The following is a 25,626-nucleotide window of genomic DNA, read 5'->3' as shown; positions in this document are numbered from 1 at the left end:
GCCGGTGACGTCGTTGATGATGTCGGCCCCGGCATCGAGTGCAGCGCGAGCGACGGCGGCCTTCATGGTGTCGATGGAAATGAGAGCCTTTGTCTGAGAGCGCACGGCACGGATCACGGGCAGCACGCGGTGCAGTTCCTCGGCTTCGCTCACAGGCTCGGCTCCGGGGCGGGTGGATTCACCGCCGATGTCGAGAATGTCCGCGCCTTCCGCCAGCAGTGTGAAGGCATGCTCGACGGCACGGCCGGGATCGTTGAAGCGGCCGCCGTCCGAAAAGCTGTCGGGCGTGACGTTGACGATGCCCATGATGAGACCGCGATGGGTGAGATCGAGATCGTGGTTACCGAATTGCCAGCGGAACATGGGTGGGGCGGGCGGTTGTGCCCGGTGCCGGGTATGTTGAATTGGATCAGGCCTGCGCCAAGCGGAAAAGTACGCTGAAAACGGCAGGCAGGATTGCCCGCACCGATTTCCCGCTGCATGGTTTGATGATGAAACTCAACCCGGCCACTCTGCTGATCATCCTCCTCGCGCTCGGAGGTGCGGCGGCGTTGTTTCTCACAGAATCAAAGCCGGAAACCCCGCCTGCGGTCGCGGTGAAGCCTGAAGCGGCTCCGATCGCCGCCACCAACAGCGTGGTGGAAGATCTCAAGAAGCAGATCATTCTGCTGGAAGGCCAGATCGAGTATCTCCAAGGCCAGAACGACGCCCTTAAGGATGAGAATGCGCAGATGATTCAGAAGCTCGGCATGCTGGGCATGAAGGATGCGCCGAAGATGACTCTGAAGGATGATGATGTGGCACCTGACTTTGTGGGCATGGGTTTGGAGATGATGAAAATGCGCAAGCTGCATGCGCTGCCCCTGGTGACGACGTCGGTGAGCCAGGAGGAAGTGGAAACAGTGATCCTGGCCTGGTTGAAACGCCAGCAGCCCAATGAAGAGGGAAAGAAGCTCGCACGCGGACTCGCTGCGCTGGGCTGGATTCCGGAAGCAATCGATCCGCTGCCGCTGCGCGCTGCACTGCTAGCCCGCCAGCTCGGCGGCTGGTACGACGATGAGTCGGAGACGATGTACACGATAGATCCCTCCACGGCTTCCGGCCCTGCGGTGACTTCGAACGAGCCTTTGGGAATCGCCTTCGGCCAGTTGCTGCGCGAATACGGTGACATTTTGTTTCAGCCACAGCACGGGCCCTTGAAGACCGACATGCGGCTGGCGCGGGATTCGTTGATCGCAGGCGATGCGGCACTCACGCGTTTCCTGCATTCGCTGCAAAACCCGGCATCAGAATTGAAAGACGATCTGCCTGCGGAAGATCCAGATCATCCGATCAACCAGGTGCCCATGCCGGCTTATCTGCGCGAACTGGCGATGTTTCCGTTCAGCCGTGGTTTTGATTTTGCCCAAACTCTGCACAGCGCCGGCAATTTTGCCCAGCTCAATGCCGCGTACAGCCGCCCGCCCGTCAGCACAGCAGAGGTCATAGAGCCGGAAATGTATCTGGATCCCGAACGCCTCGCCCCAGTCGAAATCCAACTGGATGCGGTGAAGCTCAAGGGTGTGCTGCCTTATCTCGATGACTGTCTCGGCAAATTCGCCTGCGTGACGGCTTTACGCACCTACAACCCCGATGAAGACGCCGCACTCGGCGCACGCGGACTGGTGGCGGATCGGCTGCTGGCCTGGGTGGCGGATGGCGGAGCCAAGCGCGACCACGCCGCGTGGCAGACGCTGTTCATGGACAAGTCCGCAGCCGATGCTTTTTACAAGGCGATGCTCAACTCCTTGAAACAGCGCTATGAGACCAAGGGCGAAAGCGAATTCACTGCGCAGGGCCGGTTTGTGAGCCTGCTGCGCAATCGCGGCGACGCGGGTGTGGTGTTGATTGAAGCGGCCAGCGAAGAAGCCAGGGCCGCATTGAAACTTTTGATGAAGTGATGACTGCAAAAAATGTTCTCTATTCAGGCCGCGTCCAGGGCGTGGGATTTCGCTACAGCACGAAGCGCATCGCTTCGGGATTTGATGTGACCGGCTGGGTCAAAAATCTGCCCGATGGTCGCGTGGAAATGCTGGCGCAGGCATTGGAAGCCGATGAATTGGACGCCTTTATTGAAGACATCCAGCAGAGCAGCTTGGGCTCGCACATCAAGCAGCGAGAGGTCACCGCCATTGCCGCAGAACCAAACTTGCGTGGATTTAGCATTCTGCGTGATTAACCTGTCCCAACCTATGAGCGCCACGCCCGCCGTTTCAGTCAACCATCTGACCAAAGTCTTCAAAGGCCACCTTGGTAAAGGTGCCTTTCGCGCCGTGCATGATGTGTCGCTCACCGTGGAAGCAGGCGAGGTCTATGGCCTCATCGGTCCTAATGGCTCGGGCAAGTCCACCACGATGAAGGCCATCCTGGGCCTGATCAAGCCGACCGAAGGCGACACCAGCATCTTCGGCATCCCGAGCATGGAAGTGGCCAGCCGCCGCAGCGTGGGATTCCTGCCAGAGAACCCGTATTTCTACAAACACCTGAACGGACGCGAGACCCTGCACTTCTACGGCAAGCTGTGCGGCATGGCGGGTGATCAATTGAAATCCCGTACCGAGGAAATGCTGGCACTGACCGGCCTCGAAGATGCGGCGACGCGGCGTGTGGGCGGTTATTCCAAAGGCATGCTGCAACGACTCGGCCTGGCGCAGGCTTTGATCCATGAGCCGCAGCTGCTCATTCTGGATGAACCCACCGCAGGGGTGGACCCTTCCGGCTCCCGCATCATTCGAGACCTGATCATCGAGTTCCGTTCGCGTGGCATTACGGTGCTGGTGACTTCGCATTTGCTGGAGCAGATGCAGGAGGTGTGCGACCGCGTGGGCATCATGGCGCACGGGCGCATGGTGCGCGAAGGACGACTGGAAGATCTGATCGCCGTGGAAAACCAAACCGAACTGGTTTTTGAAAACGCCTCCCCTGACCTGCTGGCCAAGATTGATGCGCTGGTGAAGGCCGAAGGGGGCGGCACTCGCCTCCTGCGCAGCGGCCACCCACGCACAACGCTGGAACGCCTGTTCATTGAAGCAACCAACGAACCGAAAAAACCATGAGCAACGCCTCCTCAAGTTCCGCACCTGCCTCCGTGACTCCGGTGCGCTTCTCGCCCCGACGCGTGTGGACGCTTGCCTATGCGACGATGACGCAACTGATGCGGATGAAGATCCTGCCCTTCCTGCTGCTTTTTTGCGCGCTGGTAGCGGCCATGGGCTTTGGCTTTTCCGTGATCAATCCCGAGCAGCAGCTCACCCAGTTCAAGACCATGTCACTGGGCGTCCTGCAGGTTTTCAGCATCGTGTTTGGGATTGTGGCCACCGCCCTGCTGCTGCCGAAAGACCTCGAAGACCGCACGTTGTACACGATCTTGTCAAAGCCAGTGCCGCGTTTTGACTATGTGCTAGGAAAGCTGCTCGGCGTACTGATGCTCATCGCCTCTGGCCTGGTCATCATCGATGCCGTGCTGAGCTTCATTTTGTGGCTGCAGCAGTCTATGCTGTTCAATGCCGCAGTGGCCCAGCTTCACACAGAAAATCAGGATTCGCCCGAGGCTGTGGCGCAGATGCGCGAGATCGTGGCCAGACAGGGGCTCACTTGGAATCTGCACTGGGCGGTGTGGGCCATCTTCCTGAAGGCCTCCGTGGTGACGACCGTGGCCCTGCTGCTCTCATGCATCGCGAGTTCGACGCTGTTCACCATCGTCATCACCTTTTGCATCACCATCATCGGCCATGGTCATGCGATGATCCGCGAATTCGTATTCCAGCCAAATCTCGGGAGTACTGCCACGCGCATCTCCACCTTTGTGCTGGCTGCGATTTGCCCAGACCTCGCGCAATTCGACGTCGTGGACAGCGTGGCCAACGGCGAGATCGTGCCCTGGGCAGCGGTGTATGAAATGACCGGCATCGCGGCTCTGTACATCACGGTTTATCTCTTTGTCACGCACCTGGTCTTTGTGGAAAAGGAACTATGAAACGAAAACTCCAGGCTGTCGCTGTGCTGCTGATTTTTGGTGTTCTAAAACTGCCGCTGGAGCAGCGGGTGACGCATGATCTGCGCGCGATGCATCTGGTGGATGCGCCCCTGAATCTGGGCGTGAAAGGCAACATGGGGCAGATGGGGCTGGCGGCAGCGTTCGGCGGTTTGCGCGGGCTGATCGCCACCATTTTCCAACTGCGGGCCCATGTGGAGTTCACGCGGGTGAACTGGGCGCAGGTGGACAAGTACTATGGCTTTGTGACGCAGTTGCAGCCGCGTGTTTCCCGCTACTGGGAGGAGGCGTCATGGCACATGGCCTACAATGCGGCCTCCTATTACCTCTACAATAAAGAGCTGAAACCGGGGCTGCGTGGAAGCTTGTACCATGACTATGTGAAGCGTGGCACCGACATTTTAGAGGAAGGGCTGAAGCTCATGCCGGACAACTCGCGGCTATGGCAGAAGCTGGCTGAACTGCACTGGAACCGTAGCAAGGACTTCAAGGCGTCAGGAGATGCCTATTTGAACTCCTTTCAGCACGGCGGTCTGAACTTCAGCGAGCGCTTCGCTGGCTTTGCCTATGCGCAGTCGAGCGACCCGGCTTCATGGGCCAAGGGCTACGCGATCTTGAAAAAGCTCTACGACGAGAAAAAGGCCACCCCCGGACTGATCGAATTCCTGAAGATGCTGGAACAGAATCTTCACATCCCTGCGGCTCAGCGCATCCCGGATGCCAGCCCCGTCAGAAAAAGTGCTGATCCTCAGGCGGGGCCGCAGCGTTAATAGGTTAGAAGCCTAGCCCGGTTGACATTCACCACTTTCGGGTGAATTTTCACATTGTTCCTACTAATGCCTGCCAAAATAGACATTCCCCGCAAGTCGATCTACCGCCTGTCGATCTACCAGCGCTGCCTCCAGCGTCTGCGTGAGAACCAGGTGGACACCGTTTCCTCTGCCGCCCTGGCAAAGGCTGCCGGGGTGAAGTCCACGCAATTGCGCAAGGATTTGGCGTATTTCGGTCAGCTCGGCACCCGGGGTCTGGGATACAATGTGGATGCCCTCAGCGGCACTATTGGCGATGTGCTGGGGCAAAACAAATTGCAGCCCGTCATCCTCGTCGGCGTCGGCAATCTCGGCTCCGCGTTGCTGCGCTACGGTGGCTTTCGCAAAGAGGGCTTTGAAGTCGCTGCAGCATTTGACCTCTCGCCGCGCAAGCTGCCTCAGGTCAATGTGCCCGTGCTGGCGATGACCGACATGGCCGAATTCATCCGCCGCCAGAACGTGAAAATGGCCATCCTCACTGTGCCAGCCAGCAACGCCCAGTCCGTGGTCAATGATCTGGTGCAGCATGGCATCCAGGCCATCCTTAACTTCTCCCCCACCGTGCTCGACGTGCCGGAGCATGTGGTGGTGAACAGCGTCGATCTGGCGGTGGAGCTGGAAAATTTGAGCTACTTCATCCGCTGATTTTGGCGCTAAGACGCTGCGAATGATTTGAAGCAAACGCGCTGCTGCATGCGTTGATGTCCGACTCCATCCCCGACATTCACCATGATCCGACTCATCGCCTTTCTCTTCGCCCTCGTCTCCACCGCTTCTGCGGCCCATCCGTTTCTTTGCTGCGACTACGGGGGCGGCAAGGTCTGCGTGGTGTCTGCCGAAGGCAAAATCGAATGGCAGTGGGACTGCAAAAGCCCGCAGGACTGCTGGAAGCTGCCGAATGGAAACTACCTCTTCTGCTTTGTCAGCGGGGCCCTGGAGGTGACTCCAGACAAGAAGATCGTTTGGGAATACAAAGCGCCGACGGATGTGAAGGTCGAAGTGCATTCCTGCCAGCCGCTGCCAGACGGCAATGTGATGATCGTGGAGTGTGGCACCAGCCGCATCATCGAGGTCGATCGCGCCGGGAAAATCGCCAAGGAGATCAAACTGACCACAGCCCCTGAGATCAAACTGCACAACCAGTTTCGGGGCGCGCGCAAGCTCGCCAACGGCCACTACCTCGTGACATTCAAAGGCGAAGGCAAAATCGTCGAACTCGATGGCGACGGCAAAGTGCTGCGCGAAATCAAAGTCCCCGGAGATCCGCATGAAGTCGTGCCGCTGCCCGAAGGTGGCATGCTCATCACCTGCGGCGATGGCCACCAAGTGCGCGAGCTTGATGCCAAAGAAAACATCGTGTGGGAACTCGCGGAAAACGACATCCCCGGTTACACCCTGCGCCTCATGGCCGGCTGCCAGCGCCTGCCAAACGGCAACACCGTCTTCTGCGTTTATCTCGGCCACGGCCACCTCGGCGAGCAGGCCCAGGTCATCGAAGTCACCCGTGACAAAAAGATCGTCTGGGAAGTAGCCGACCACAGCCAGTTCAAGACGATCAATCAGATCATGCTGCTGGATGTGCCGGGGGATGTGACGAAGGGCGAGGTGCTGCGATGAAGTGCAGTCAAGAGCGTCAAGTATTGTCAAGGTGGTCAAGATCCAAGTCTTGACCACTCCTTGACCTTTGACCGTTCCCTTCCGCCTCAGTAACTCCGCGCAAACACCACGCGGTGTGAGCTTGGCTTGCCGGTGAGGAAGCATTTCCCTTCCTCGGCAAACTGATCGCCGTGGGGGATGCAGCGGATGGTGACCTTGAGGTCCTTGCTGAGGGTGTCCTCATCGTCGCTGCTGCCGGCCCAATGCATCAGGGCAAAGCCGCCTTCGGAGTCTTCGGCAAAGAAGGCTTTGAATTCTTCCAGCGTTTCGATCTTCTTCATGTTCGCATCCCGCAGGGCGGTGGCACGTGCGAGCAGCGCATCCTGAATCTCCTGCAGCCGCTCGGTCACGTTCTGGAGGAAGTCCTCCTTGGGCACGAACTCCTTGGCTTTTGGCCCTTGATCGCGACGGCAGACCGCGACGCTGCGGTTGGCGATGTCGCGGGGGCCCATTTCAAGACGCATCGGCACGCCTTTCTTGATCCATTCCCAGTTCTTCGCGCCGCCCTGAAGGTCGCGCTTGTCAACGTGCACGCGCAACGGCTCGCCGGCGAACGTCTGCAAACGCAGCGTCTGGGCCAGCGCCTCGCAGGCGGCGATGACTTCATCCCGAGTGTCCGCTTTGGGCGTGACGGGGAGGATGACGATCTGATTCGGGGCCACGCGTGGTGGGATGATGACGCCGTCGTCATCGCCATGGGCCATGATGACTGTGCCGATCATGCGCGTGCTGACGCCCCAGCTTGTGGTGTGGGCAAGCTGGCGTGTGTTGTCGCGGCCGAGGAATTGAATGTTCGCAGCCTTGGCGAAGTTTTGGCCGAGATAGTGCGACGTACCGGCCTGGATGGCCTTCTTGTCCTGCACCATCGCTTCGACAGTGAAGGTCTGCACAGCACCAGGGAAGCGTTCGCGCTCCGTTTTCTCGCCAGGGATCACCGGAATGGCGAGGTGATCGCGCATGAAGTCTTCATACACTTTGTGCATGGTGCGGGTTTCCGCGATGGCCTCCTCGGCGGTTTCATGTGCGGTGTGGCCTTCCTGCCAGAGGAACTCGGCGGTGCGCAGGAAGAGACGCGGGCGCATCTCCCAGCGCATGACGTTGCACCACTGATTGATGAGCAGCGGCAGGTCGCGGTAGCTTTCCACCCAGCGGGCGAAAGCGGCGCCGATGATCGTCTCCGAAGTCGGGCGAATGACAAACGGCTCGGCCAGTTCGCCGGTAGGGATCATCTTGACTGTGCCATCGGGCTGCTTCTGCGCCTCCAGGCGATGATGCGTGACCACTGCGCACTCAGTGGCAAAGCCCTCTGCATGCTGCGCTTCCTTTTCGAGATAGCTCAGGGGGATCAGCAATGGAAAATAGGCGTTCACGTGGCCGGTTTCCTTGAACTTCACATCGAGCTGGCGCTGGATGTTTTCCCACAGGCCGTAGCCCCAGGGCTTGATGACCATGCAGCCGCGCACCTCGGAGTTCTCCGCCATGTCGGCGGCACGAACGACCTGCTGGTACCATTCGGGGAAATCTTGGGCGCGTGTGGGAGTGATGGCGGTGGCGTTGCTCATGGGAGGATTGGGAACGCGTAGGATAGAAGCATTCGGCAGGCGGTCAATGATCGGCTGGCCTGACATCGAGCACCTTCAAATGCCGGTCGGCAAAGTCCTCCCAATAGACAATCGCGTAGCCGGCATGGACATGCACATCGAGTCTGCGCCCCACCGCGTCACGCTCTTCGTAGTCAGCATATCGCGCTGGATAGCTGGTGATCTCCAGAAAACGCTTGATCAATCGTTTCCGATCCGCCGCCTTGATGGAGTCAAGAAACACGATGACCTCATGCGCCAGCAGCAGTCGGTATTCGATCATGAATCAGCCGCGTATCTTGTGCTCAGTTCTTCCACAGTCACCCAGTGTCCGGGCGTGTTGTCGTCAATCCTACGGGCCATTTCTTCTGCAAAGCCAGGTTCGCCGGGCTCCCTGAGCGTGGTCAGGAAAGCCGCCAGCCGGCGACGCTCCGGCAGGCCCAGCTTGCGAGCTTCTTGCATGATGGTCTCCAGACTCATGACACAAATTCTATTTCCTTGGCGTTTGAAGGCAACTGATACTTTGAGGACCCCTGATGAGGCCGCACCATCCCCGGCTAATAAAAGGTATGCGTATGGGCACCTCGGGTGGTGATCTTGCCACTCCTGTCAAAAAAAACCAGAGTACCAGCCTCAGTCCCCTCGGCTACCACCTTGTCAAACTCGACGATCGACAACCCTTCCAGACGGAGAACACCCGTTTCACGATTCCAGCGGGCTTTTTCAGCGTAGGCGTGATGCGCCTTCCCAAGCAATAACAGGTCAGTTTCGGAGCTTTTTATATCTAGAAACACACGGCCAGAGAACAGCATCTCGCCGCCGGGCGAATTTTCACGATTGTCGGCATGAATGAGGCCGATGCCGGGCAGTTGCAGCTCTTCGCGGCCACCGATGCGCAAAGCAGAGTAATCCTTTTTATGCTCCGGCTTGGCAGCCTGCGGCGGAGGGGATGGCACCGGCGTAGAAGTGCATGACGCGAGGCCCATGCTGAAGGCCAGCAGCAGCGTGATGCGTGGTAGATTGCGAACAACCGAACTCATGGCAGCAGCCTATCGGGTGGGTATATGGATGGCAATCCACTTCCCCACCCGCGAAAAATCTTCATTGCCCTGCAAGACTCGGCCTGCATAGACTGACTGACTCATTCGAACTTATGCGCTCCCTTCTCTGCCTCGCCTTCCTCTCCTCCGCTGCTTTTGCGGCTGACACGCACAAACTCACCCGGGTTTATGAAAAGCTCACCACCGAGCGCCCCATCGCGGTCGTGATGCCGGAGGATGGCACTGGTCGGGAGTTCCTGGCACTCCAGCGCGGGCAGATTGTGATCCTGCCGAAGGACGAGCAGGGCGCTGAGGCGAAGACCTTTCTCGACCTCTCCCCGCGTGGCATGGAAGCGAAGGACGGCTTTTTTGAAGAAGGGCTCAACGGTCTGGCCTTCCACCCGAAGTTCAAGGATAACGGCCTCTTCTACCTCTGCTACACAATGCAGAAGCCCAAGCGTCTCGTCATCTCCGAGATGAAGGCCAATGGCGACAAGGCGGATGAAAGCACCGAACGCTCGCTGATCGAAATCCCCCTCGTGAACTGGAACCACCACGGCGGCAACATTGTCTTCGGCCCCGACGGCTTCCTCTACATCGGCGTCGGCGACAACTCGAAGCGCAATGGCGAACTGAAGATGTCCCAGCTCAATGCCACCCTGTACGGCAAAATCCTCCGCATCGACGTCAACAATCGCGATTACGCCAAGGCCTACGGCATTCCCGCCGACAATCCGTATGCCAGCGGCGTGAACGCCCTGCCACAGATCTATGCGAACGGGATCCGCAATCCTTGGGGCCTCAGCTTTGATGCCAAAGGCCACTTCTGGTGCGCCGACGTGGGTCAGGACATCTGGGAAGAAATCAACTGGATCACCAACGGCGGCAACTACGGCTGGAACTTCCGCGAAGGCCCCGCCGCCTTCCCTTTGATGACCGACACGCCACCCGCTGACGCCAAGTTCATCGAGCCCGTCCATGCCTACAATCACGCCGAAGGCCTCAGCGTCACGGGCGGCATTGTATACACTGGCAAGGCGTTGCCGGAACTGCAAGGTGCCTACGTTTATGGCGACTTCATTCTCGGCAAGGTCTGGGCGCTCAAAACCGATGACAGCGGCAAGAAACTGAGCAACGAACTGCTCTACACCAGCCCGCAAACACCGGCCACTGATCCCAAAAAGAAACCGATGGTGCTCGTCAAGCCCACCGCCTTCTGCGCGAATGCCGCCGGGGAAATGCTGGTGCTCGACTTTAATGGGGCGATCTACAAGCTCGCAAAATAAGCAGCCTCTTGCTTTTCTGTGGTAGCGGCGGCTAGGTCTTCCATTCACATGGACGAATGGTACTATCAACGCGGTGAGACCACCTTTGGTCCGATCACCGGCGTCATGATGCACAACCTCGTCCAGCGCGGGCGCTTGCTGGGCAGCTCCCGCGTCAGAAGGTCTGACGCGGCAGAGTGGAGCACCGTCGCGCAAATCCGGCCCGATCTACCGCCCGTTCCAGAAGCTGCGCCACCTTCCCCGGAGCAGCCTTCCAGCGCACAACCTTTCGACTCCAGTCTGCCCGGTGCCTCGGTTGCTTATGCGCCGCCGCAGTCAGGGCTTTTAGCGCTGCCACAGACCCGGCTGCCTGCTGTGCTCTGGTTCGGTTTCATCCTCTGTACGGGGGCGTTGCTGTTTGAAATTGCCTGCTGGATTTCAATGATTTTCATTCATTACTCCGGACTCTCTGGCGGGGCGGCATGGCCGCAGGGATTGCAGCTATTTGCCGTGAGGCTGAAGGATTTCGTGAGCCATGACCAGGCTTTAACCTCGTCCATAGTGGGCACGATCACCGTCGTCATATGGCAGGGTTGTGCCTTTGCTTCGCTGCGGCATTTATACGGAGGTCTGGTCCGCCGCAGCCTTGCTTCGGGGCTTTGGTGGCTGGTTCCCATCGCCAGCTTTTTCAAGCCCCTGCTATGCCTGCGAGACATGCGGTATCTGAGCCGCACACGCCGCGACGTTCCCCACCCTCAGGCTTCTTTCGGCCTTTTGCTCATCACTTTGGAAGCTTTCATTTTGCTTTGCTTCTCCATCAACGTCTTCGCGATGTTTGACTCCTCCTCGCATCGCGCCGCCATAAATCAGGTCCAAAATTTTGCCATCATCGGTATCGACGTCACTTTGCTGGTCCTTGTGATCACCAATTTCCTTCAGCAAAGGCGGCTCTACACCCACTGGGACGACGACGCCCACTGGCAAAATTCGAGCAGTCAGTGGCAAGATGTGGATAGGCTGTAATCCTATCCGAAAGTCCACGCCTTTATCGAGCGTATGTTTGGATGCCCTCTATGATGTCCAAAACCACCCTTTCGCTGACCTGTGCGGCTTTCGCCGCAGTGTCTCTTCATGCCCAGGACGCTGTCGAAAAAATCACCTATCAGGATCACATCCGCCCGCTGCTGGAGAACAAATGCTTCTCCTGCCATAATCCCGATAAAAAGAAGGGTGACCTGGACCTGACCAGCTTCGGCGCGCTCATGAATGGCGGCGGCGGCGGTTCCGTGGTGGATGCCGGCAACGCGGACAGCAGCCGCATCTGGACCACCTGTGCGAAAAAGGAAGAGCCCTTCATGCCACCGGAAGGCACACCGCTGGGGCCAAAGGATCTCGATCTCCTCGCCGCCTGGATCAAAGGTGGCATCCTCGACACCAAGTCGAGCATCGCCAAAAAATCCGCCAAACCGAAGGTGGACATGGCTGTGGCCGTCACCAGTGGCAAACCCGAAGGCCCCATCGCCAAGCCCGAGCATGTGCTGCTGGAGCCCGTCATCGTCACCCAGCGCACCACCGCCGTCACGGCCATGGCCGCCAGTCCGTGGACCTCGCTGATGGCGCTCGCCGCGCCGAAGCAGATCCTGCTTTACGACACCGACACAAAACAGCTCGTCGGCATTTTCCCCTACACTGAAGGTTATGCGCGCAGCCTGAGCTTCAGCCGCAACGGCTCCCTGCTCATCATGGGTGGCGGTCGTGCGGGCAAAAACGGCCACGCCATCGTGTGGGATGTCAAAACGGGCAAACGCATCACCGAAGTGGGTAAAGAGTTCGATCAGGTCATGTCCGCCGACATCAGCCCGGATCACAAATTGATCGTCATCGGCAGCCCCTCGAAAAAGGTCAAAGTGTACAAAACCTCCAACGGCGAAGAGGAATATATCATCAACAAGCACACGGAGTGGGTCATGAGCACCGAGTTCAGCCCCGATGGCGTGCTGCTAGCCACCACCGACCGCAATGGCAATGTCAACGTCTGGGAAGCCGCCACCGGCGGTGAATTCTACCCCCTCGGCCAGCACAAGGCCTCCTGCGTGGACGTCGCCTGGCGCGCCGACTCGAACATCCTCGCCTCCTGCTCCATGGACGGCACCATCAGCACCTGGGAAATGAACGAGGGCAAGCAGGTCAAGAACTGGGCGGCTCACGGGGGTGGCGTACAGTCCGTCTCCTTCACGCCGGATGGCAAGATCGTTTCCTCCGGCAACGACGGCCTCGTCCGCGTATGGGACATCAACGGCACCAAACTCGGCGAAGCTCCCAACCAGGGAGATCTAGTCACCAAGGTCATCGCCGCCTTCGACTCCAATTCCGCCATCTCCGCCAACTGGCGCGGCGAAGTCATCCAGTGGCGCTTCGGTGCTACCGCGCTGACTGAAACCGCCCGCTTCACCAGCAATCCCTCGCTCATCGCCCAGCGCATCGTGCAGACCGAGCAGCGTCTGGACGAACTCACCACCAAGCTCCCGGCTCTGCAGGCAGCCATCAAAACAGCCGAGGCCGACGCCAAGGCACGCGATGAAGCCCTCGTCAAAATGCGCGCAGCAGTCGCCGCCACTGAAGCACGCAGCAAGAATCTGCCCGGCGAAATTGCCGCTGACGAAAAAGCCCTCGCCGCCCTCAAGGCCGCCCGCACCAAGGCTGAGCAGGACAAAGCCGCGCGCACCGCCGCCATCAAAACCTTCGCAGAGAAATCCGCCAAGATCGCGGCCCAGGAAAAAGAACTCGCACCTGTCGCCGCCGAAGCCGCCAAGCTGACCTCTGCGGACAAGGCCGTGACTGACACCACTGCCGCGCTCGAAGCCGCTAAAAAAGAACTCGCCGCAAAAGCCGGTGACGCCGCTCTTACCGCCAAGGTGAAAGACAGCGAAGGCAAGCTCGCCGCCGCGAAAGCCACGCAGCAAAAGATTGCTCCAGCCAAGGCGAAGGCCGACCAACTCACCGCAGCCATCACCAAAGCCAAGGCAGAGCTGGGTGCCGTACCAGCCGCCCCGGCGGATCTTGATAAACTCATCACGGAGACCGACGCCAAGATCAAAGCCACTGTCGATGGCATCGCTGCGAAGAAGGCTGAACTGCCGAAACTGCCAGCGCTTGTCAAAGCCGGGCCCGATCGCATCAAAGGAGCCGAGAGCAATGCCGCCACCGGCAAAACCAATCTTGCCAACGCGCAGACCGCTGCAAAATCCGCCAGCAATGAAATCGGCATTCTGCAAAAAGTGCCCACCGAATTGAAGGCCGCGCAGTTCAACACCGGCGTGCTCGTCGAGAAGGAAAAACTCGCCAAGCTCGAAGGTGATTTCACCGACTTCACCGAGGCCAAAAAAGATGCCGAAGCTGCCAAGATCTCCGCCGCCGCCCGCATTGAGGATTCCAAAAAAGCCATCGCCGAAGCCACCGCCGCCCAGCCCGGCCTGGAAGCAGTGTTGAAAAAAGCGCAGGGCGAACAGGGTGGCCTCGAAACCGCCATCAAGCCCACGCGCGATGCGGACGCCGCTGCTGCCGCCAAGGTGAATGAGCAAAAGACCATCGCCGCCACGAAGGAGGCTGAACTCGCCGCCGCCGCCAAAGCCAAAGAGGACAGCATCGCCGCCGTCAAGAAAGCCGCCGCTGACATTGCCAAGCTGATCGAAGGCAAGAAGAAGAGCCTCGCCGAAGTCGCCGCCAAGCTCGCCGGTCCTGAAAAGATCGTGAAGGCGAAGCAGGATGCCGTTGTGCCGAAAGACGCCGCCCTGGCCGCTGCGAAGAAAGCCCACACCGACGCCACCGCTGACCTCGCCAACAAGGCAAAGGCTGCCAAGGACACAGAAGCCGCCCTGGCTGCAGCCACGGGAGCCCAGGCCGCTGCTGAGAAAGCGCTCAATGAAGTCCGCGCCAAACAGAAGCCTGCGACTGACGCCGTAGCTGCGGCGAAGAAGGAACTCGCCGCCAAGGCGGGTGATGCAGCCCTCACCGCGAAAGTGACCGCAGCTGAAAAAGCGCTGGCCGACATCGCCAGCGCCCTCCAGGCCACTGAAGGCGATGCAGGCGCGAAGAAGAATGCCACGAACGCCGCCACCAAGGCCAGGGACGTAGCCAAAGCCGCCAACAACCCGCAGAACGTGACCAAGGCGCTGGCCGCGATCAAGACCGCTGAGCAGCAGCTTGCCCAGGCCAAAAACGAACTCGCCGCCGCTGAGAAGCAGACCGCCACGCCGCGTGCGCAGCGAGACGCCATTCAGAAGGAAATCGAAGCGCAGGGCAAGGCGCTTGCCGACAAGCAGGCTGCCCCTGCCGCGATCGAGAAGGACTACGCCGCGAAGATTGCGCCGATCAACGCCGCTCTCGCCGCTGCCAAGACCACCCTGCCTCCACTGGAGCAGGCCTACGCCGCCGCCCATGGCAAGCTGGACGCAGAGCAAAAGGTGCTCGACGCCAAGAAGGCTGAAGTTGCCAAAGCGAGCGGTGATTTCGAAGGTGCGAAGAAGAAGAAGACCGACGCCGAGGCCACCATCGCCGCAGCCACCAAGGAAATCCCCGAGAAGGACAAGATCATCGCCGAAGCCACTGCCGAACTCGCCAAACTCCAGCCGCAGCTCGACCCGATGCGCGCCAAAGTGAAGCAGATGAACGAGCAGTATCTCACGATGCTGCCGAAGTAAGCCCTGGGACCGCAGCATTCCAATGCCGCCGCGATCCCAGCCGCCTTCCCCATAAGCACACTCCTTACCCGTCTTCCGCCTAAATATACCTCGACACCGGTGCCCGATCACCCTTAAAACCGTGGCACTCATGAGCGCTTATTTGATCACCCGCGACGGCCAGGAACTTGGCTCCTTTGATGCCACCCAGATTCAAGAAGGTCTGAAGACCGGTTTTTTTCAAGCCACCGACTGGGGCTGGCGTGAAGGCATGACCGGGTGGCAGGGATTGACTGAAATTGTCGGCACCGCAGCGCCAGCCAACACCGCGCCGCAGGCCAGGACCAATGCAGCTCCCAGCAGCGCCCCGATCACGAAACCCAAGGGGCTGACACCTGCCAACGTCAATCCTTATGCGGCACCCAGCGCCAAAACGCAGAGCGGGGCCATCGGGGCGGTGCCGTTGCCCATCATCGCGGAACTCACCGGCACCAAACCCTGGGTGCGCTTGATCTCGATATTGATGTGGTTGGTCTGTGCGCTCTTCCTCCTGTCCATTGTGGGCAATTTGATCATCGGGGTGGTCACCGCCAGCGCCATGGCCGACAAAGGCAACGGTGGCATGGGCTTTGGCATGCTGGTCTTCATGATGGTGTTTTTTGGCATCACCGCCATGCTCATCGTTTATCCCACTTTGAAGCTGAGCAAATATGCCTCGTGCATCAGCCGGCTCGCCGAGTCGCAGTCATTCACCGACCTGACCGCCGCACTCGCGGAACAGCGGCGGTTTTGGAAGTTTTACGGCATCATCACCCTCATCTACCTGATCTTCGCCGCCTTGTTCCTCCTGCTGATGGTGGCGGGGGTTGGCCTCGGCAGCATGGCGCATTGAACCCCGGCTGCGGTGCTTTCCAGCGCAGGAACACTTGAATTGCAGGGCGAAGGGCGGCATGGGAAAGCCGCGCCCCAACCATGAAGCCCTACTACATCACCACCGCCATCGACTACACCAATGCGCCGCCGCACATCGGCCACGCTTATGAGAAGGTGCTGGCGGACGTCATGGCGCGGTTTCAGCGGCTCAACGGGCGCGAGGTGTACTTCCTCACCGGCGTCGATCAGCACGGCCAGAAGGTGCAAAAGAGCGCCGACAAAGTCGGACAGTCGCCACAGGAATTCGTCGATGGCATCACGCAGCATTTCACCGCGCTGTGGGACAAGTTGAACGTGCGCTTCGACGGCTGGGCCGCCACCACCGACATCAAACACAAGCGCGTGGTGCAGGCCATGCTGCAAAAGCTGCACGACTGCGGCCAGCTTTACAAGAAGGCCTACGCCGGCTTCTACTCCGTGCGTCAGGAGCAGTTCCTCACCGACAAAGAACGCGGCCCTGATGGCAACTTCGGCGCGGAGTGGGGCGAGGTCGTGGAGTTGCAGGAGGAGAACTGGTACTTCCGCCTCAGCGACCATGTGGAGTGGCTGAAAAACTACATCCGTGGCAATCCCGATTTCATCTACCCGCCGCACCGTGCCAACGACGTGCTCAACTCGCTCGAAGGCAACGCGCAGGACCTCTGCATCTCGCGCCCGCTGGAGCGCCTGAACTGGGGCATTCCCCTGCCCTTTGACGAAAAATTCGTCAACTACGTGTGGTTCGACGCGCTGACGAACTACATCAGCTTTGCCGGTTACATGGCCGATGAAGTCGGCAACGAAGGCATGCCCGATTTCAAGAAGCTCTGGCCTGCGGATGCCGAGATCATCGGCAAAGACATCCTGGTGCCCGCGCATGCGGTCTATTGGCCCATCATGCTGCATGCGCTCGGCTTCCCCGACGCGGAGATCCCCAAGCTCATCGTGCATGGCTGGTGGAACATGAAGGGCGCGAAGATCAGCAAGAGCCTCGGCAACGTGATTGATCCGAACGTGCTCTCCGACACCTTCACGCCAGACGGCCTGCGCTACTACCTCATGCGCGACATCGCCACCGGCTATGACGCCGACTTCAGCGACGAGCGCATCATCATGTCCTACAACAAGGAGCTGGCAGGTGGACTGGGCAATCTGCTCAACCGCTCCATCAACATGGCGCAGAAGTACCGCGAAGGCCTGCTCACCCCCGGTGACTACGATGACGAGATCAATCAAGCCCTGCGCCAGACCGTCGCGGAGGCCACCCCGCTCTACCTTGAAAAGATGAACGGCTGGGACATCCACGAAGGCATCGCCGCCGCGTGGAAGATCGTCTCGCATGCCAATGCATACGTGGACAGCACCAAGCCATTCTCCCTCGCCAAAGACCCCGCGCAGGCCGCCCGCCTGGACAGCGTGCTCTACCATCTGGCGGAGGCATTCACGCACGTCACCGTTCTGCTCAATCCCATCATGCCCACCGCCATGGGCATCGCCAGGGCCCAGCTCGGCTGGGTCCTGCCCGACGGCTTTAAAATCAGCGATCTTCAATGGGGCCTGCTGCCCAGCGGCCACCAGCTTGGCACACCCGTACCGCTGTTTCCGAGGCTGGAAATCGCGGAAGAGAAGTGAGTTCATGGACTCCACCAGGAGGTCTGGTGGAGTCCGCTGCGTCCTAAATGTGACCCTCACGTTTTGAGGAGGCAGTCTTGTACAAAAACAGGCGCAGAGAAACCGGGAGCGCACATCTCCGCGGCATGGCCGAATGCTGGAAGCTCATCCATGTTGCAAGCAGGCCTTTAGACCCCAGCGCCCACACCAGCCCTGCGCGGTGCCGCATTCCACATTCTCCCGCGCCTCCTTCTAGCGCAGCCCCCCAAACTCGCCATCCTGCGCCTCATGCCCACCGAACTGCACGACTGGTACGACACACCGCTCTACTACGACATCGTATTTGACGCCGGCACCGTGCTGGAGGCGGACTTTCTGGAGGCGGCGTTCGCGAAATACGCGCGACCTGCCAAAGGCCACCGACTGCTGGAGCCCGCCTGCGGCAGTGGCCGGCTGGCGCAGGAACTGGCCCGGCGCGGCTGGGCGGTCAGCGGATTCGATGGGAATGCGCACATGCTCGAGTTTGCCCGCGAGCGCCTCGACACGTCAGGGCTGAAGGCCCGCCTGTGGGAGGACTGGATGCAGAGCTTCACCTTGCCGAAAGGGGTGAAGGGCGGCTTTGACATGGCCCACTGCCTCGTCAGCACCTTCAAGTACCTGCACACGGAAAAAGATGCCGCCGAGTGTCTGCGGCGTGTCGCGGCCTCCCTGCGCCCCGGTGGCGTGTTCTTCCTGGGCCTGCACCTCACGGACTACACACGCGCCAGCGCCGAGCACGAGCGCTGGGTGGCGCAGCGCGGGGAGATCTCCGTCGTGTGCAACACCCACACCTGGCCCGCCAACCCCAAGACGCGCCTGGAAGACCTGCGCACGCGCCTCAAGATCACCGACTCCGGTCGCACCCACACCCAGGAGACGCGCTGGCAGTTCCGCACTTACAGCGCCGCGCAAATGAAGGCCCTGCTGCGCAAAGTGCCCGAGCTGGAGTACCTCGAATGCTACGACTTCACCTACGACATCACCGAGCCCCGCAAATTTGACGACAGCTACGCCGATGTGCTGCTGGTGCTGCGGAAGAAATGAGCAAAGCAGGCCGCCGCTCTCTTCTGAAAAATCCACCTCTTACTCTTCCTCCCTTTGGTTTGGAACTCTGAATTACGGGAGTAAGAGGAAAGGAGGAGAAAGATTCCACCCCCGCAAACTCCCCACACCTCCCCCTAGACAACTCCCGACCTCTCCGCTCCAATACGCCCCGCATGAACTTCCCCTCCCTGGCCGGCCTCGTCGCGCTCCTGTGCGCCTCCTTTGCATCCGCTCAAATCACTGAGCCGACGGCGCTGCCGGTGTCTGCGCAGACCAAGACCTTTCAGTTCAAAGACGGCGACCGCCTCGTCCTTCTCGGCAACACCGTGCTGGAGCGCGAGCACAACTACGGCTCCTTTGAGCCCCGCCTCGCCCTCGCCCTAGGCGAAGAAAAAGTCACCGTGCGCAATCTCGCCTGGAGCGGTGACACCGTCTTTGGCCATGCGCGCTCCTACTTCGGTCCGCCTGAGGAGGGCCTGCAGCGCCTCTCTGTGCATCTAGAAATGCTCAAGCCCACTGTCGTCATCCTCTGCTACGGCTCCGAGCTTGCGTTTGAACGCCTCGGTGGCCTGCCCGAGTTCCTCACCGGCTACCGCAATCTCATCGACCTCATCCGCGCCAAGTCCCCCGGCGTGCGCGTCATAATCGCCACCCCGCCTCCTTTGGAGACCCTGCCGCCGCCGCTGCCGGACCTCAGCGCCGCCAACCGCAACCTCTCCAGCCTGCGCGATGCCCTGCACAAATTTGCCCTCATGCAGAACGCGTATTTTGTCGATTGGTTCGAGCTCATGGGTGGCCTCCCCAAGCCCGGCATCATCCGCAAGCCCCTCACCGAAAACGGCGTGCACTACACCCGCGCCGGGTATGAGATTCTCAGCGCCAGGCTCATCGAAGGCCTCGGCCTCAAGCTGCCCGATGCCCCCTCTGCCGCCCTCGAAAACCTGCGCCGTGCCGTCATCGCCAAAGACACCCTCTTCTTCAACCGCTGGCGTCCGCACAACGAGACCTACCTCTTCGGCTTCCGCAAACACGAGCAAGGTCAGAATGCCAAAGAAATCCCCATGTTTGATCCCCTCATCGCCAAGGCGGATGAAGAGATCCAGAAGCTCAAGGAAGAAGCCTTGCAGCAGGCGCGCAGGCCGTGAGTAAAGAAAGTACTCCAGAGCTTTAGCTCGCTCTGAAAAGCTCCGTCGAAGCCGTTAGGGAGCCGAGTTTCAAGTTAAAGGTTTCAAGTTTCAAGGAGCGATGAATCGAGGCGCCATGAGGAAACCTCCAGCATCCAGCCCATGCCCGACGTCTTCACCCCAGCCAAGCGCAGCGAGGTGATGAGCCGCATCCGCTCCACCGGCAACGCCGCCACGGAGCTACGGCTGGTGGCCCTCCTGCGTGCCGGGAAGATCACCGGCTGGCGGCGGCACCTCTCGCTGCCCCTGCCGCCGCCCAAGGCTGTGGCTGGCAAGAAGCTGCGCAAGCCCCGCGTGCGGCCGGACTTCGTCTTTCGCCAACAGCGCCTCGCCGTTTTTGTGGACGGCTGCTTCTGGCACGGCTGCCCGCGCCACGCCACACGCCCCCGGCAGAACCGCCCGTTCTGGGACGACAAAATCGCCCGCAATCAAAAGCGTGATCGCCACGTCACCCGTGCCCTCCGCCAGTCCGGCTGGGCGGTCCTGCGCCTCTGGGAATGCGCCCTCTCCCGCAAGCAGCAGGCCCGCACGATGGCGCGGCTGAGGCGCGCACTGGGCCGGCAGTGATGCGCTTGTCGCTGCGGCCGAATCCTTCCTCCCAGCGTGGGCGGCGCCCTTCCCCGCCGCTCTCTTTTCTTTTCTCGGCTTTCCTTTTTGCGCCCCTTGCGGCCACACTCTTTGTCATTCCTCCGCTTCTCTCTTGCCCCTCCCGCCCTTCTGGCTATAACCACAGCGCAACCTTGATGAAGAAAGCCCTCCTCGCCCTCGAAGACGGCCGAGTGTTTGAAGGCACGGCGTTTGGCGCCGATGCTACCCACACCGGCGAAATCTGCTTTAACACCTCCATGAGCGGTTATCAGGAGGTCCTCACCGATCCCTCCTACCGCGGTCAGATCGTGACCATGACGTATCCCATGATCGGGAACTACGGCGTGAATCCGCTCGATATGGAAAGCGACCGCCCCCATGTGCGCGGCTTCGTCATCGAAGAACTCTGCGACGTGCCCAGCAACTGGCGCAGCACGCAGAGCCTGGACTCCTACCTCAAGGAATGGAACATCCCCGGCATCCAGGGCGTGGACACCCGCGCCCTCACCGCCCACCTGCGCACCCGCGGCTCCATGCGCGCCGTCATCACCACCGGTGCCACGGCTGAGGAAGCCGTGAAGCAGGCCGCCAGCAGCCCGCTCATGGAAGGCAGCGACTTCGTCAAGGAAGTCACCACCAAGTCCCCCTACCTCTGGGACCCTGAAAGCCTCGAAAGCGGCGACTGGGACATCCCCAGCCCCTCCCAGAACCGCGAACCCGGTGCCGACGGCCAAGTGCGCCACCCCCTTCCCGAAGCCAAGCACCACATCGTGGCCTACGACTTCGGCGTGAAGCGCAACATCCTGCGCCGCCTGCGCCAGCATGGCTTCCGCGTGGACGTCGTCCCCGCCACCACCAGCGCCAAGGACGTGCTCGCCCGAAAGCCCGACGGCGTCTTCCTTTCCAACGGCCCCGGCGATCCCGCCGCGCTCGACTACATCCATACGGAAGTGAAGCAGCTCATCGGCCAGATGCCCATCTTCGCCATCTGCCTCGGCCATCAGATTCTCGGCCACGCCTACGGCGGCAAGACCTTCAAGCTCAAGTTCGGCCATCGCGGCGGCAACCAGCCCGTGAAGGACCTGCGCAATGGCAAGGTGTCCATCACCAGCCAGAACCACGGCTTCGCCATTGATCCCTCCTCGCTGCCCAGCAACGTCGAAGTCACGCACATCAACCTCAACGACGGCACCGTCGAAGGCATGCGCCACCGCGAAGCCCCCGTGCTCAGCGTCCAATACCACCCCGAAGCCGCCCCAGGCCCGCACGACGCGAAATACTTCTTCGCCGAGTTCGCCCGGATGATCGAGACGGGAAGGTAGGAGCCGAGCCGTCAAGACAGTCAAGGGTCAAGAATTGTGCCAAGATTGATCGGGGCCTGATGGTTGACCACGGAATACACGGAAACTGAGTGTGACTGATTTTCCGTGTATTCGGTGGTTGATCCATTCTGGACCTCTGCGGTGCAGTCAATGGTTTCATCGCGTGCGGATGTTGCCCGCAACTACTCGATCAAATACGGGCTCGCATCCAGCAATGGTCCCTGCAACGGCTACACCCTTTTGTCCGCCTTCGTGTCGGGAGTCAGCCGGTAGATGATCGACACCAGCGAGATACTGGCCGCGAGGTTGTGAAGAACACCCAAATGACGACGTCCAGCCCTCACACCGCGATCTCCGCCTTGATTCCCGGATGGGGATCGTAGCCTTCGAGGGTGAAGTCTTCGTATTTGAAGGCGTCGATTTCTTTCACTTCAGGATTCAGCTTCATCACGGGCAGCGCACGGGGCTGGCGGGTGAGCTGGAGCTGGGCCTGCTCCAAATGATTCTTGTAGAGGTGGAGGTCGCCGAAAGTGTGGACGAATTCACCGGGCTGGAGGTTGCAGACCTGCGCGACCATCTGGGTGAGCAGCGCGTAGCTGGCGATGTTGAAGGGCACGCCAAGGAAGAGATCCGCGCTGCGCTGGTAGAGCTGGCAGCTCAGCTTGCCCTTATCGACGAAGAACTGGAACAGGCAGTGGCAGGGTGGCAGCGCCATCTTCTCAATGTGCGGCACATTCCACGCGCTGACGATGTGGCGGCGGCTGTAAGGGCTTGTTTTGATGCCCTGAATGAGACGGGCGATCTGATCATGCGTCTCCGCTCCAGGTGAGCCCTGCCAGCGCCGCCACTGCGCGCCATAGACGGGGCCGAGATCACCGTTTTCGTCCGCCCATTCGTCCCAGATCGTGACTTTGTTGTCGCGCAGGTACTTCACGTTCGTGTCTCCCTTCAGGAACCACAGCAGCTCATGGATAATGGAGCGCAGGTGCAGTTTCTTGGTGGTGACGAGCGGGAAGGTGGTGCTGAGGTCGTAGCGGCTCTGCTCGCCGAAAACGGAGTACGCCCCCGTGCCGGTGCGGTCCTCACGGTAGCTTCCGTGTTCGAGCACTTTGCGCAGCAGGCGGTGGTATTCTTCCATCGCGCAGACATAGCGGGGAGCGGGGGGGATGCAATGGATTCGGTTGCGGGGAATCTGGTCGTAGGTTGGGTGTGTTTGGCGCTCGCGGCCCTCTTATTCCCACGTCCCACTCCGCCAAACCGCCCGACTTCGAGGGTGTCCGTTGCGCCATGGAGCTTGCCACACGCTCATGAACAGGCGGGCGGCTGTCGCCACACTCATTCTACGACCCGCGCGGCCATACTCTGCCTCCGCATCTCACTTGCACCCCACCTCCCCTGCCCCGATATTGCGCCATGGCCGATCTGCCTGAAGACAACACCCTGCGCACCCGCATGCAGAAACTCCGCATCCGTGAGGAGGATCTGGAGGAGTCGTTCATTCGTGGCGGCGGCGCGGGCGGCCAGAAGATCAACAAGACCAGCTCCACTGTGGTGCTGCGGCACGTCCCCAGCGGCCTGGAGGTGCGCTGCCAGCGCGAGCGCTCCCAGTCACAGAACCGCCTCATCGCCCGCCAGGAACTGTGCGACCGCCTGGAGGCAGCTTTTCAAGCCGCGAAGCTCGAGATCCAAAACGACCGCGAAAAACTCCGCCGCCAAACCCGCGCCCGGCCCCGGGGGCTGAAGCGGCGCTATGTGGCGGGAAAGCGGCACCGCGCTGGGATTAAAGAAGGGCGAGGCAAGCCAGGTGGCGACGACTGAACTGCGAACCTTCTTGCCTCCGGCCTCTCTCGGGGCATGATCCGCGCTCCCCATGAAAGCGCTCGTCCTCACCGCCCCCTCCGAGTTCAACTACGACCTCGAATTTCCTGAACCCACCGCAGCCGCCGGCGAAGTGCTGGTGAAAATCGCCGCCTGCGGCATCTGCGGCAGCGACATCCACGGCATGGACGGCCGCAGTGGCCGCCGCCAGATGCCCATCGTCATGGGCCATGAGGCAGCGGGAGAAATCATCGCCCTGGGCGAAGGCGTAGAAGGCTGGAACCTCGGTGACCGCGTGACCTTTGACTCCACCGAATACTGCGGCGAGTGCGAAGATTGCAAAGCGGGCTTTGTGAACCTCTGCCCGAACCGCCGTGTGCTGGGTGTCTCCCCCGGCGAATACCGCCGCCATGGCTGCTTTGCTGAAAAGATCGCCCTGCCAACGCGCATCCTCTACCGCATCCCCGACGACCTTTCTTATGAGAAGGCAGCCTTTGCAGAGCCGGTGTCCATCGCTCTGCATGCGGTAAACTTGGCCGATGGCATCGAAGTAGGCGAAGCCTTCCAGCACGTTCACGGCGAAGGCTGCGGTCATGACTGCGAGCACAACCATGGAGCCGAAGTCGAAGAAGACGTGGCAGAAGCCAATGGTGGCATCGCCGTGGTGGTGGGCGCGGGCTTGATCGGCCTGCTGGTCATTCAGGCGCTGAAAGCACGCGGCTGGGAAAAAGTGATCGCTGTGGATCTCGATGACAGCCGTCTGGAACTCGCCCGCAAGCTCGGTGCCGAGGAAACCTTCAACGCCAAGCAGGAAGGCCTGGCCATGCACATCCGTGAGATCTGCGGTGGCGACGGCGCAGATGCCAGCTTTGAAGTCGTGGGCGCAGGCGCTCCTCTCGACCTCGCGATCCGCAGCGTGCGCAAAGGCGGCCAGGTGGTGCTGATCGGCAATCTCCAGCCCAACACCCCCTTCCCGCTGCAGGAAGTCGTCACCCGCCAGCTCACCATCAAGGGCTCCTGCTCATGCGCCGGTGAATACCCCGAAGCCATCCGCCGCATTCAAGACGGCAGCATTCAGGTGGAGCCCCTGCTCAGTGCCGTCGTCCCCCTCTCCGAAGGCGCAGACTGGTTCAAGCGCCTGCATGACAACAAAGAAGGCCTGCTCAAGGTCGTGCTGCAGCCCGCCTGAACATCTCTATGATTCGCCTTTTCCTGCTCCTCTCGCTCCCACTGTACATTCTCGACCAGCTCACCAAGAGCTGGATCGTGCAGCATTTCAGGCTCTACGACAACGAGCAGGAAGTCATCCCCGGCATCTTCTGGCTGCACCACGCGTCGAACACCGGAGTGGCCTTTGGCATGTTCAATGGCACGCAGTATGCGAATTACGCCTTCGCCGCCATCTCCGTGGCTGCGCTCGTCTTCATTTATGTGATGCACGGCAAGGGCCTGTTTCCCGGCAAGCTCAGCCGCCTTGCCGTCGCGCTGCTGGTCTCCGGCATCTTTGGCAATCTCACCGACCGCCTCTTCCGCAATCACGACGGCGGCAAGCTTTTGGACGGCACCTTCTTCGACGGCTACGTCGTGGACTTCCTGCGCTTCGACTTCGGCTTCTGGCCGTTTCATCCGTGGCCTTCCTTCAATGTGGCGGATTCCTGCGTCGTCTGCGCAGCGATCCTGCTGGCGCTCGCGTCGTTCTTTGAAACGCCGACGCCAACCAAGAAGGCATAACGAGACGAAGCAGCGCGATCGTGGGATGGGTGTGGCGACAGCCCGCCCGTCCTCCAGCGTGTGACGGGCTCTGTGGCGTACGAACTCCCCCCAGAGTCGGGCGGTTTGGCGGAGTCAGCGATGGGATATGCCACGCCTCAGTATCACCGCTACACGGTTCCACCGGATACCAATGCATCTGGCGCGCGCAATCCGTGGCTTGGCACTCACGGCTACGATTCTGTCAGCGCTAAGCGCTTCCGAACATGTCGCTCCGTAGAGATTTGGATACCTTTTTGCCCAGCACGTTCACTGCGATGCATGTCTGCACACAGC

General features: G+C 60.5%; 25 protein-coding genes. 19 read left to right on the top strand and 6 right to left on the bottom strand.

All coding sequences use genetic code 11. The features are described 5' to 3' along the window. Positions 1-363: dihydropteroate synthase (locus PSV43_RS10990; protein ID WP_300196695.1), on the bottom strand; the 363-nt coding region annotated here is incomplete at its 3' end. A gap of 125 nt (positions 364-488) precedes the next feature. On the opposite strand from PSV43_RS10990, the gene PSV43_RS10985 reads away from it, so the two are divergent. The 7 genes from PSV43_RS10985 to PSV43_RS10955 all read left to right on the top strand — a co-directional run bounded on the left by PSV43_RS10985 (position 489) and on the right by PSV43_RS10955 (position 6,459). Then, positions 489-1,940: a hypothetical protein gene (locus PSV43_RS10985; protein WP_300196693.1), complete on the top strand. Its 1,452-nt coding sequence runs from the start codon at positions 489-491 to the stop codon at positions 1,938-1,940. Then, a complete protein-coding gene (locus PSV43_RS10980) occupies positions 1,940-2,218 on the top strand; it encodes an acylphosphatase (protein ID WP_300196691.1) in 279 nt (92 codons plus the stop codon). The genes PSV43_RS10985 and PSV43_RS10980 overlap by 1 nt, the downstream gene beginning before the upstream one ends. Positions 2,219-2,231: 13 nt before the next feature. Further along, on the top strand, positions 2,232-3,095 hold the full coding sequence (locus tag PSV43_RS10975; protein ID WP_300196689.1) for an ABC transporter ATP-binding protein: 864 nt from the start codon (positions 2,232-2,234) through the stop codon (positions 3,093-3,095). Beyond that, entirely contained in the window at positions 3,092-4,015 is a 924-nt protein-coding gene (locus PSV43_RS10970) for an ABC transporter permease subunit (protein ID WP_300196687.1), read from the top strand. Before PSV43_RS10975 ends, PSV43_RS10970 begins: the two co-directional genes overlap by 4 nt. Continuing rightward, positions 4,012-4,803: a hypothetical protein gene (locus tag PSV43_RS10965; protein WP_300196685.1), complete on the top strand. Its 792-nt coding sequence runs from the start codon at positions 4,012-4,014 to the stop codon at positions 4,801-4,803. Before PSV43_RS10970 ends, PSV43_RS10965 begins: the two co-directional genes overlap by 4 nt. 66 nt (positions 4,804-4,869) lie before the next feature. Further along, on the top strand, positions 4,870-5,487 hold the full coding sequence (locus PSV43_RS10960) for a redox-sensing transcriptional repressor Rex (RefSeq protein WP_300196683.1): 618 nt from the start codon (positions 4,870-4,872) through the stop codon (positions 5,485-5,487). 84 nt (positions 5,488-5,571) lie between these two features. Continuing rightward, positions 5,572-6,459 carry a PQQ-binding-like beta-propeller repeat protein gene (locus tag PSV43_RS10955; RefSeq protein WP_300196681.1) on the top strand — a complete coding sequence of 296 codons (888 nt, stop codon included), beginning with the start codon at positions 5,572-5,574 and terminating at the stop codon, positions 6,457-6,459. Positions 6,460-6,545: 86 nt separating this feature from the next. Here the strand turns inward: PSV43_RS10955 and proS are convergent, their stop codons facing one another. From proS to PSV43_RS10935, 4 genes are all read right to left on the bottom strand, one after another. Then, a complete protein-coding gene (gene proS / locus PSV43_RS10950) occupies positions 6,546-8,060 on the bottom strand; it encodes a proline--tRNA ligase (RefSeq protein WP_300196679.1) in 1,515 nt (504 codons plus the stop codon). A 43-nt stretch (positions 8,061-8,103) separates the two neighbouring features. Beyond that, positions 8,104-8,361, bottom strand: coding sequence for a hypothetical protein (locus PSV43_RS10945; protein ID WP_300196677.1), 258 nt, complete (start codon positions 8,359-8,361; stop codon positions 8,104-8,106). Next, positions 8,358-8,558 (bottom strand): hypothetical protein, encoded by a 201-nt coding sequence (locus PSV43_RS10940; RefSeq protein ID WP_300196675.1) that lies wholly within the window; start codon positions 8,556-8,558, stop codon positions 8,358-8,360. Before PSV43_RS10940 ends, PSV43_RS10945 begins: the two co-directional genes overlap by 4 nt. Positions 8,559-8,635: 77 nt before the next feature. Then, positions 8,636-9,118, bottom strand: a complete 483-nt coding sequence (locus PSV43_RS10935; RefSeq protein WP_300196673.1) for a hypothetical protein — start codon at positions 9,116-9,118, stop codon at positions 8,636-8,638. 113 nt (positions 9,119-9,231) lie between these two features. On the opposite strand from PSV43_RS10935, the gene PSV43_RS10930 reads away from it, so the two are divergent. From PSV43_RS10930 to carA, 9 genes are all read left to right on the top strand, one after another. Further along, positions 9,232-10,404 (top strand): PQQ-dependent sugar dehydrogenase, encoded by a 1,173-nt coding sequence (locus PSV43_RS10930; RefSeq protein ID WP_300196671.1) that lies wholly within the window; start codon positions 9,232-9,234, stop codon positions 10,402-10,404. 48 nt (positions 10,405-10,452) lie between these two features. Beyond that, the gene (locus PSV43_RS10925; protein ID WP_300196669.1) at positions 10,453-11,406 is read left to right on the top strand and encodes a GYF domain-containing protein; all 954 of its coding nucleotides are present in this window, start codon (positions 10,453-10,455) and stop codon (positions 11,404-11,406) included. Between the two features lie 50 nt (positions 11,407-11,456). Continuing rightward, complete coding sequence (locus PSV43_RS10920) at positions 11,457-15,083, top strand: c-type cytochrome domain-containing protein (protein ID WP_300196667.1); 3,627 nt, start codon at positions 11,457-11,459, stop codon at positions 15,081-15,083. Positions 15,084-15,213: 130 nt separating this feature from the next. Continuing rightward, positions 15,214-15,954, top strand: a complete 741-nt coding sequence (locus tag PSV43_RS10915) for a DUF5362 family protein (protein WP_300196665.1) — start codon at positions 15,214-15,216, stop codon at positions 15,952-15,954. 80 nt (positions 15,955-16,034) lie between these two features. Then, positions 16,035-17,606, top strand: a complete 1,572-nt coding sequence (metG, locus tag PSV43_RS10910; protein ID WP_300196663.1) for a methionine--tRNA ligase — start codon at positions 16,035-16,037, stop codon at positions 17,604-17,606. A gap of 267 nt (positions 17,607-17,873) precedes the next feature. Next, entirely contained in the window at positions 17,874-18,668 is a 795-nt protein-coding gene (locus tag PSV43_RS10905) for a class I SAM-dependent methyltransferase (RefSeq protein WP_300196661.1), read from the top strand. Positions 18,669-18,841: 173 nt separating this feature from the next. Then, on the top strand, positions 18,842-19,813 hold the full coding sequence (locus PSV43_RS10900; RefSeq protein WP_300196659.1) for a GDSL-type esterase/lipase family protein: 972 nt from the start codon (positions 18,842-18,844) through the stop codon (positions 19,811-19,813). Positions 19,814-19,954: 141 nt separating this feature from the next. Continuing rightward, positions 19,955-20,419: a very short patch repair endonuclease gene (locus PSV43_RS10895; RefSeq protein ID WP_300196657.1), complete on the top strand. Its 465-nt coding sequence runs from the start codon at positions 19,955-19,957 to the stop codon at positions 20,417-20,419. A 176-nt stretch (positions 20,420-20,595) separates the two neighbouring features. After that, the gene (carA, locus tag PSV43_RS10890) at positions 20,596-21,762 is read left to right on the top strand and encodes a glutamine-hydrolyzing carbamoyl-phosphate synthase small subunit (RefSeq protein ID WP_300196655.1); all 1,167 of its coding nucleotides are present in this window, start codon (positions 20,596-20,598) and stop codon (positions 21,760-21,762) included. Positions 21,763-22,102: 340 nt separating this feature from the next. On the opposite strand, the gene PSV43_RS10885 is transcribed toward carA, so the two are convergent. Further along, positions 22,103-22,900, bottom strand: coding sequence for a thymidylate synthase (locus tag PSV43_RS10885; RefSeq protein ID WP_300196653.1), 798 nt, complete (start codon positions 22,898-22,900; stop codon positions 22,103-22,105). A 275-nt stretch (positions 22,901-23,175) separates the two neighbouring features. On the opposite strand from PSV43_RS10885, the gene PSV43_RS10880 reads away from it, so the two are divergent. Genes PSV43_RS10880 through lspA form a run of 3 tightly spaced genes read left to right on the top strand, consistent with a single transcriptional unit; the run spans position 23,176 to position 25,311 of the window. Beyond that, positions 23,176-23,580 (top strand): peptide chain release factor-like protein, encoded by a 405-nt coding sequence (locus tag PSV43_RS10880; RefSeq protein ID WP_300196651.1) that lies wholly within the window; start codon positions 23,176-23,178, stop codon positions 23,578-23,580. A gap of 52 nt (positions 23,581-23,632) precedes the next feature. Further along, complete coding sequence (locus tag PSV43_RS10875; protein WP_300196649.1) at positions 23,633-24,769, top strand: galactitol-1-phosphate 5-dehydrogenase; 1,137 nt, start codon at positions 23,633-23,635, stop codon at positions 24,767-24,769. A gap of 8 nt (positions 24,770-24,777) precedes the next feature. Further along, a complete protein-coding gene (gene lspA, locus PSV43_RS10870; protein ID WP_300196647.1) occupies positions 24,778-25,311 on the top strand; it encodes a signal peptidase II in 534 nt (177 codons plus the stop codon). Positions 25,312-25,626 lie beyond the last annotated feature (315 nt).

The sequence above is a fragment of the Prosthecobacter sp. genome, assembly GCF_029946185.1.
Classification (GTDB): Bacteria; Verrucomicrobiota; Verrucomicrobiia; order Verrucomicrobiales; family Verrucomicrobiaceae; genus Prosthecobacter.
This window is presented reverse-complemented; position numbering and strand designations above follow the sequence as displayed.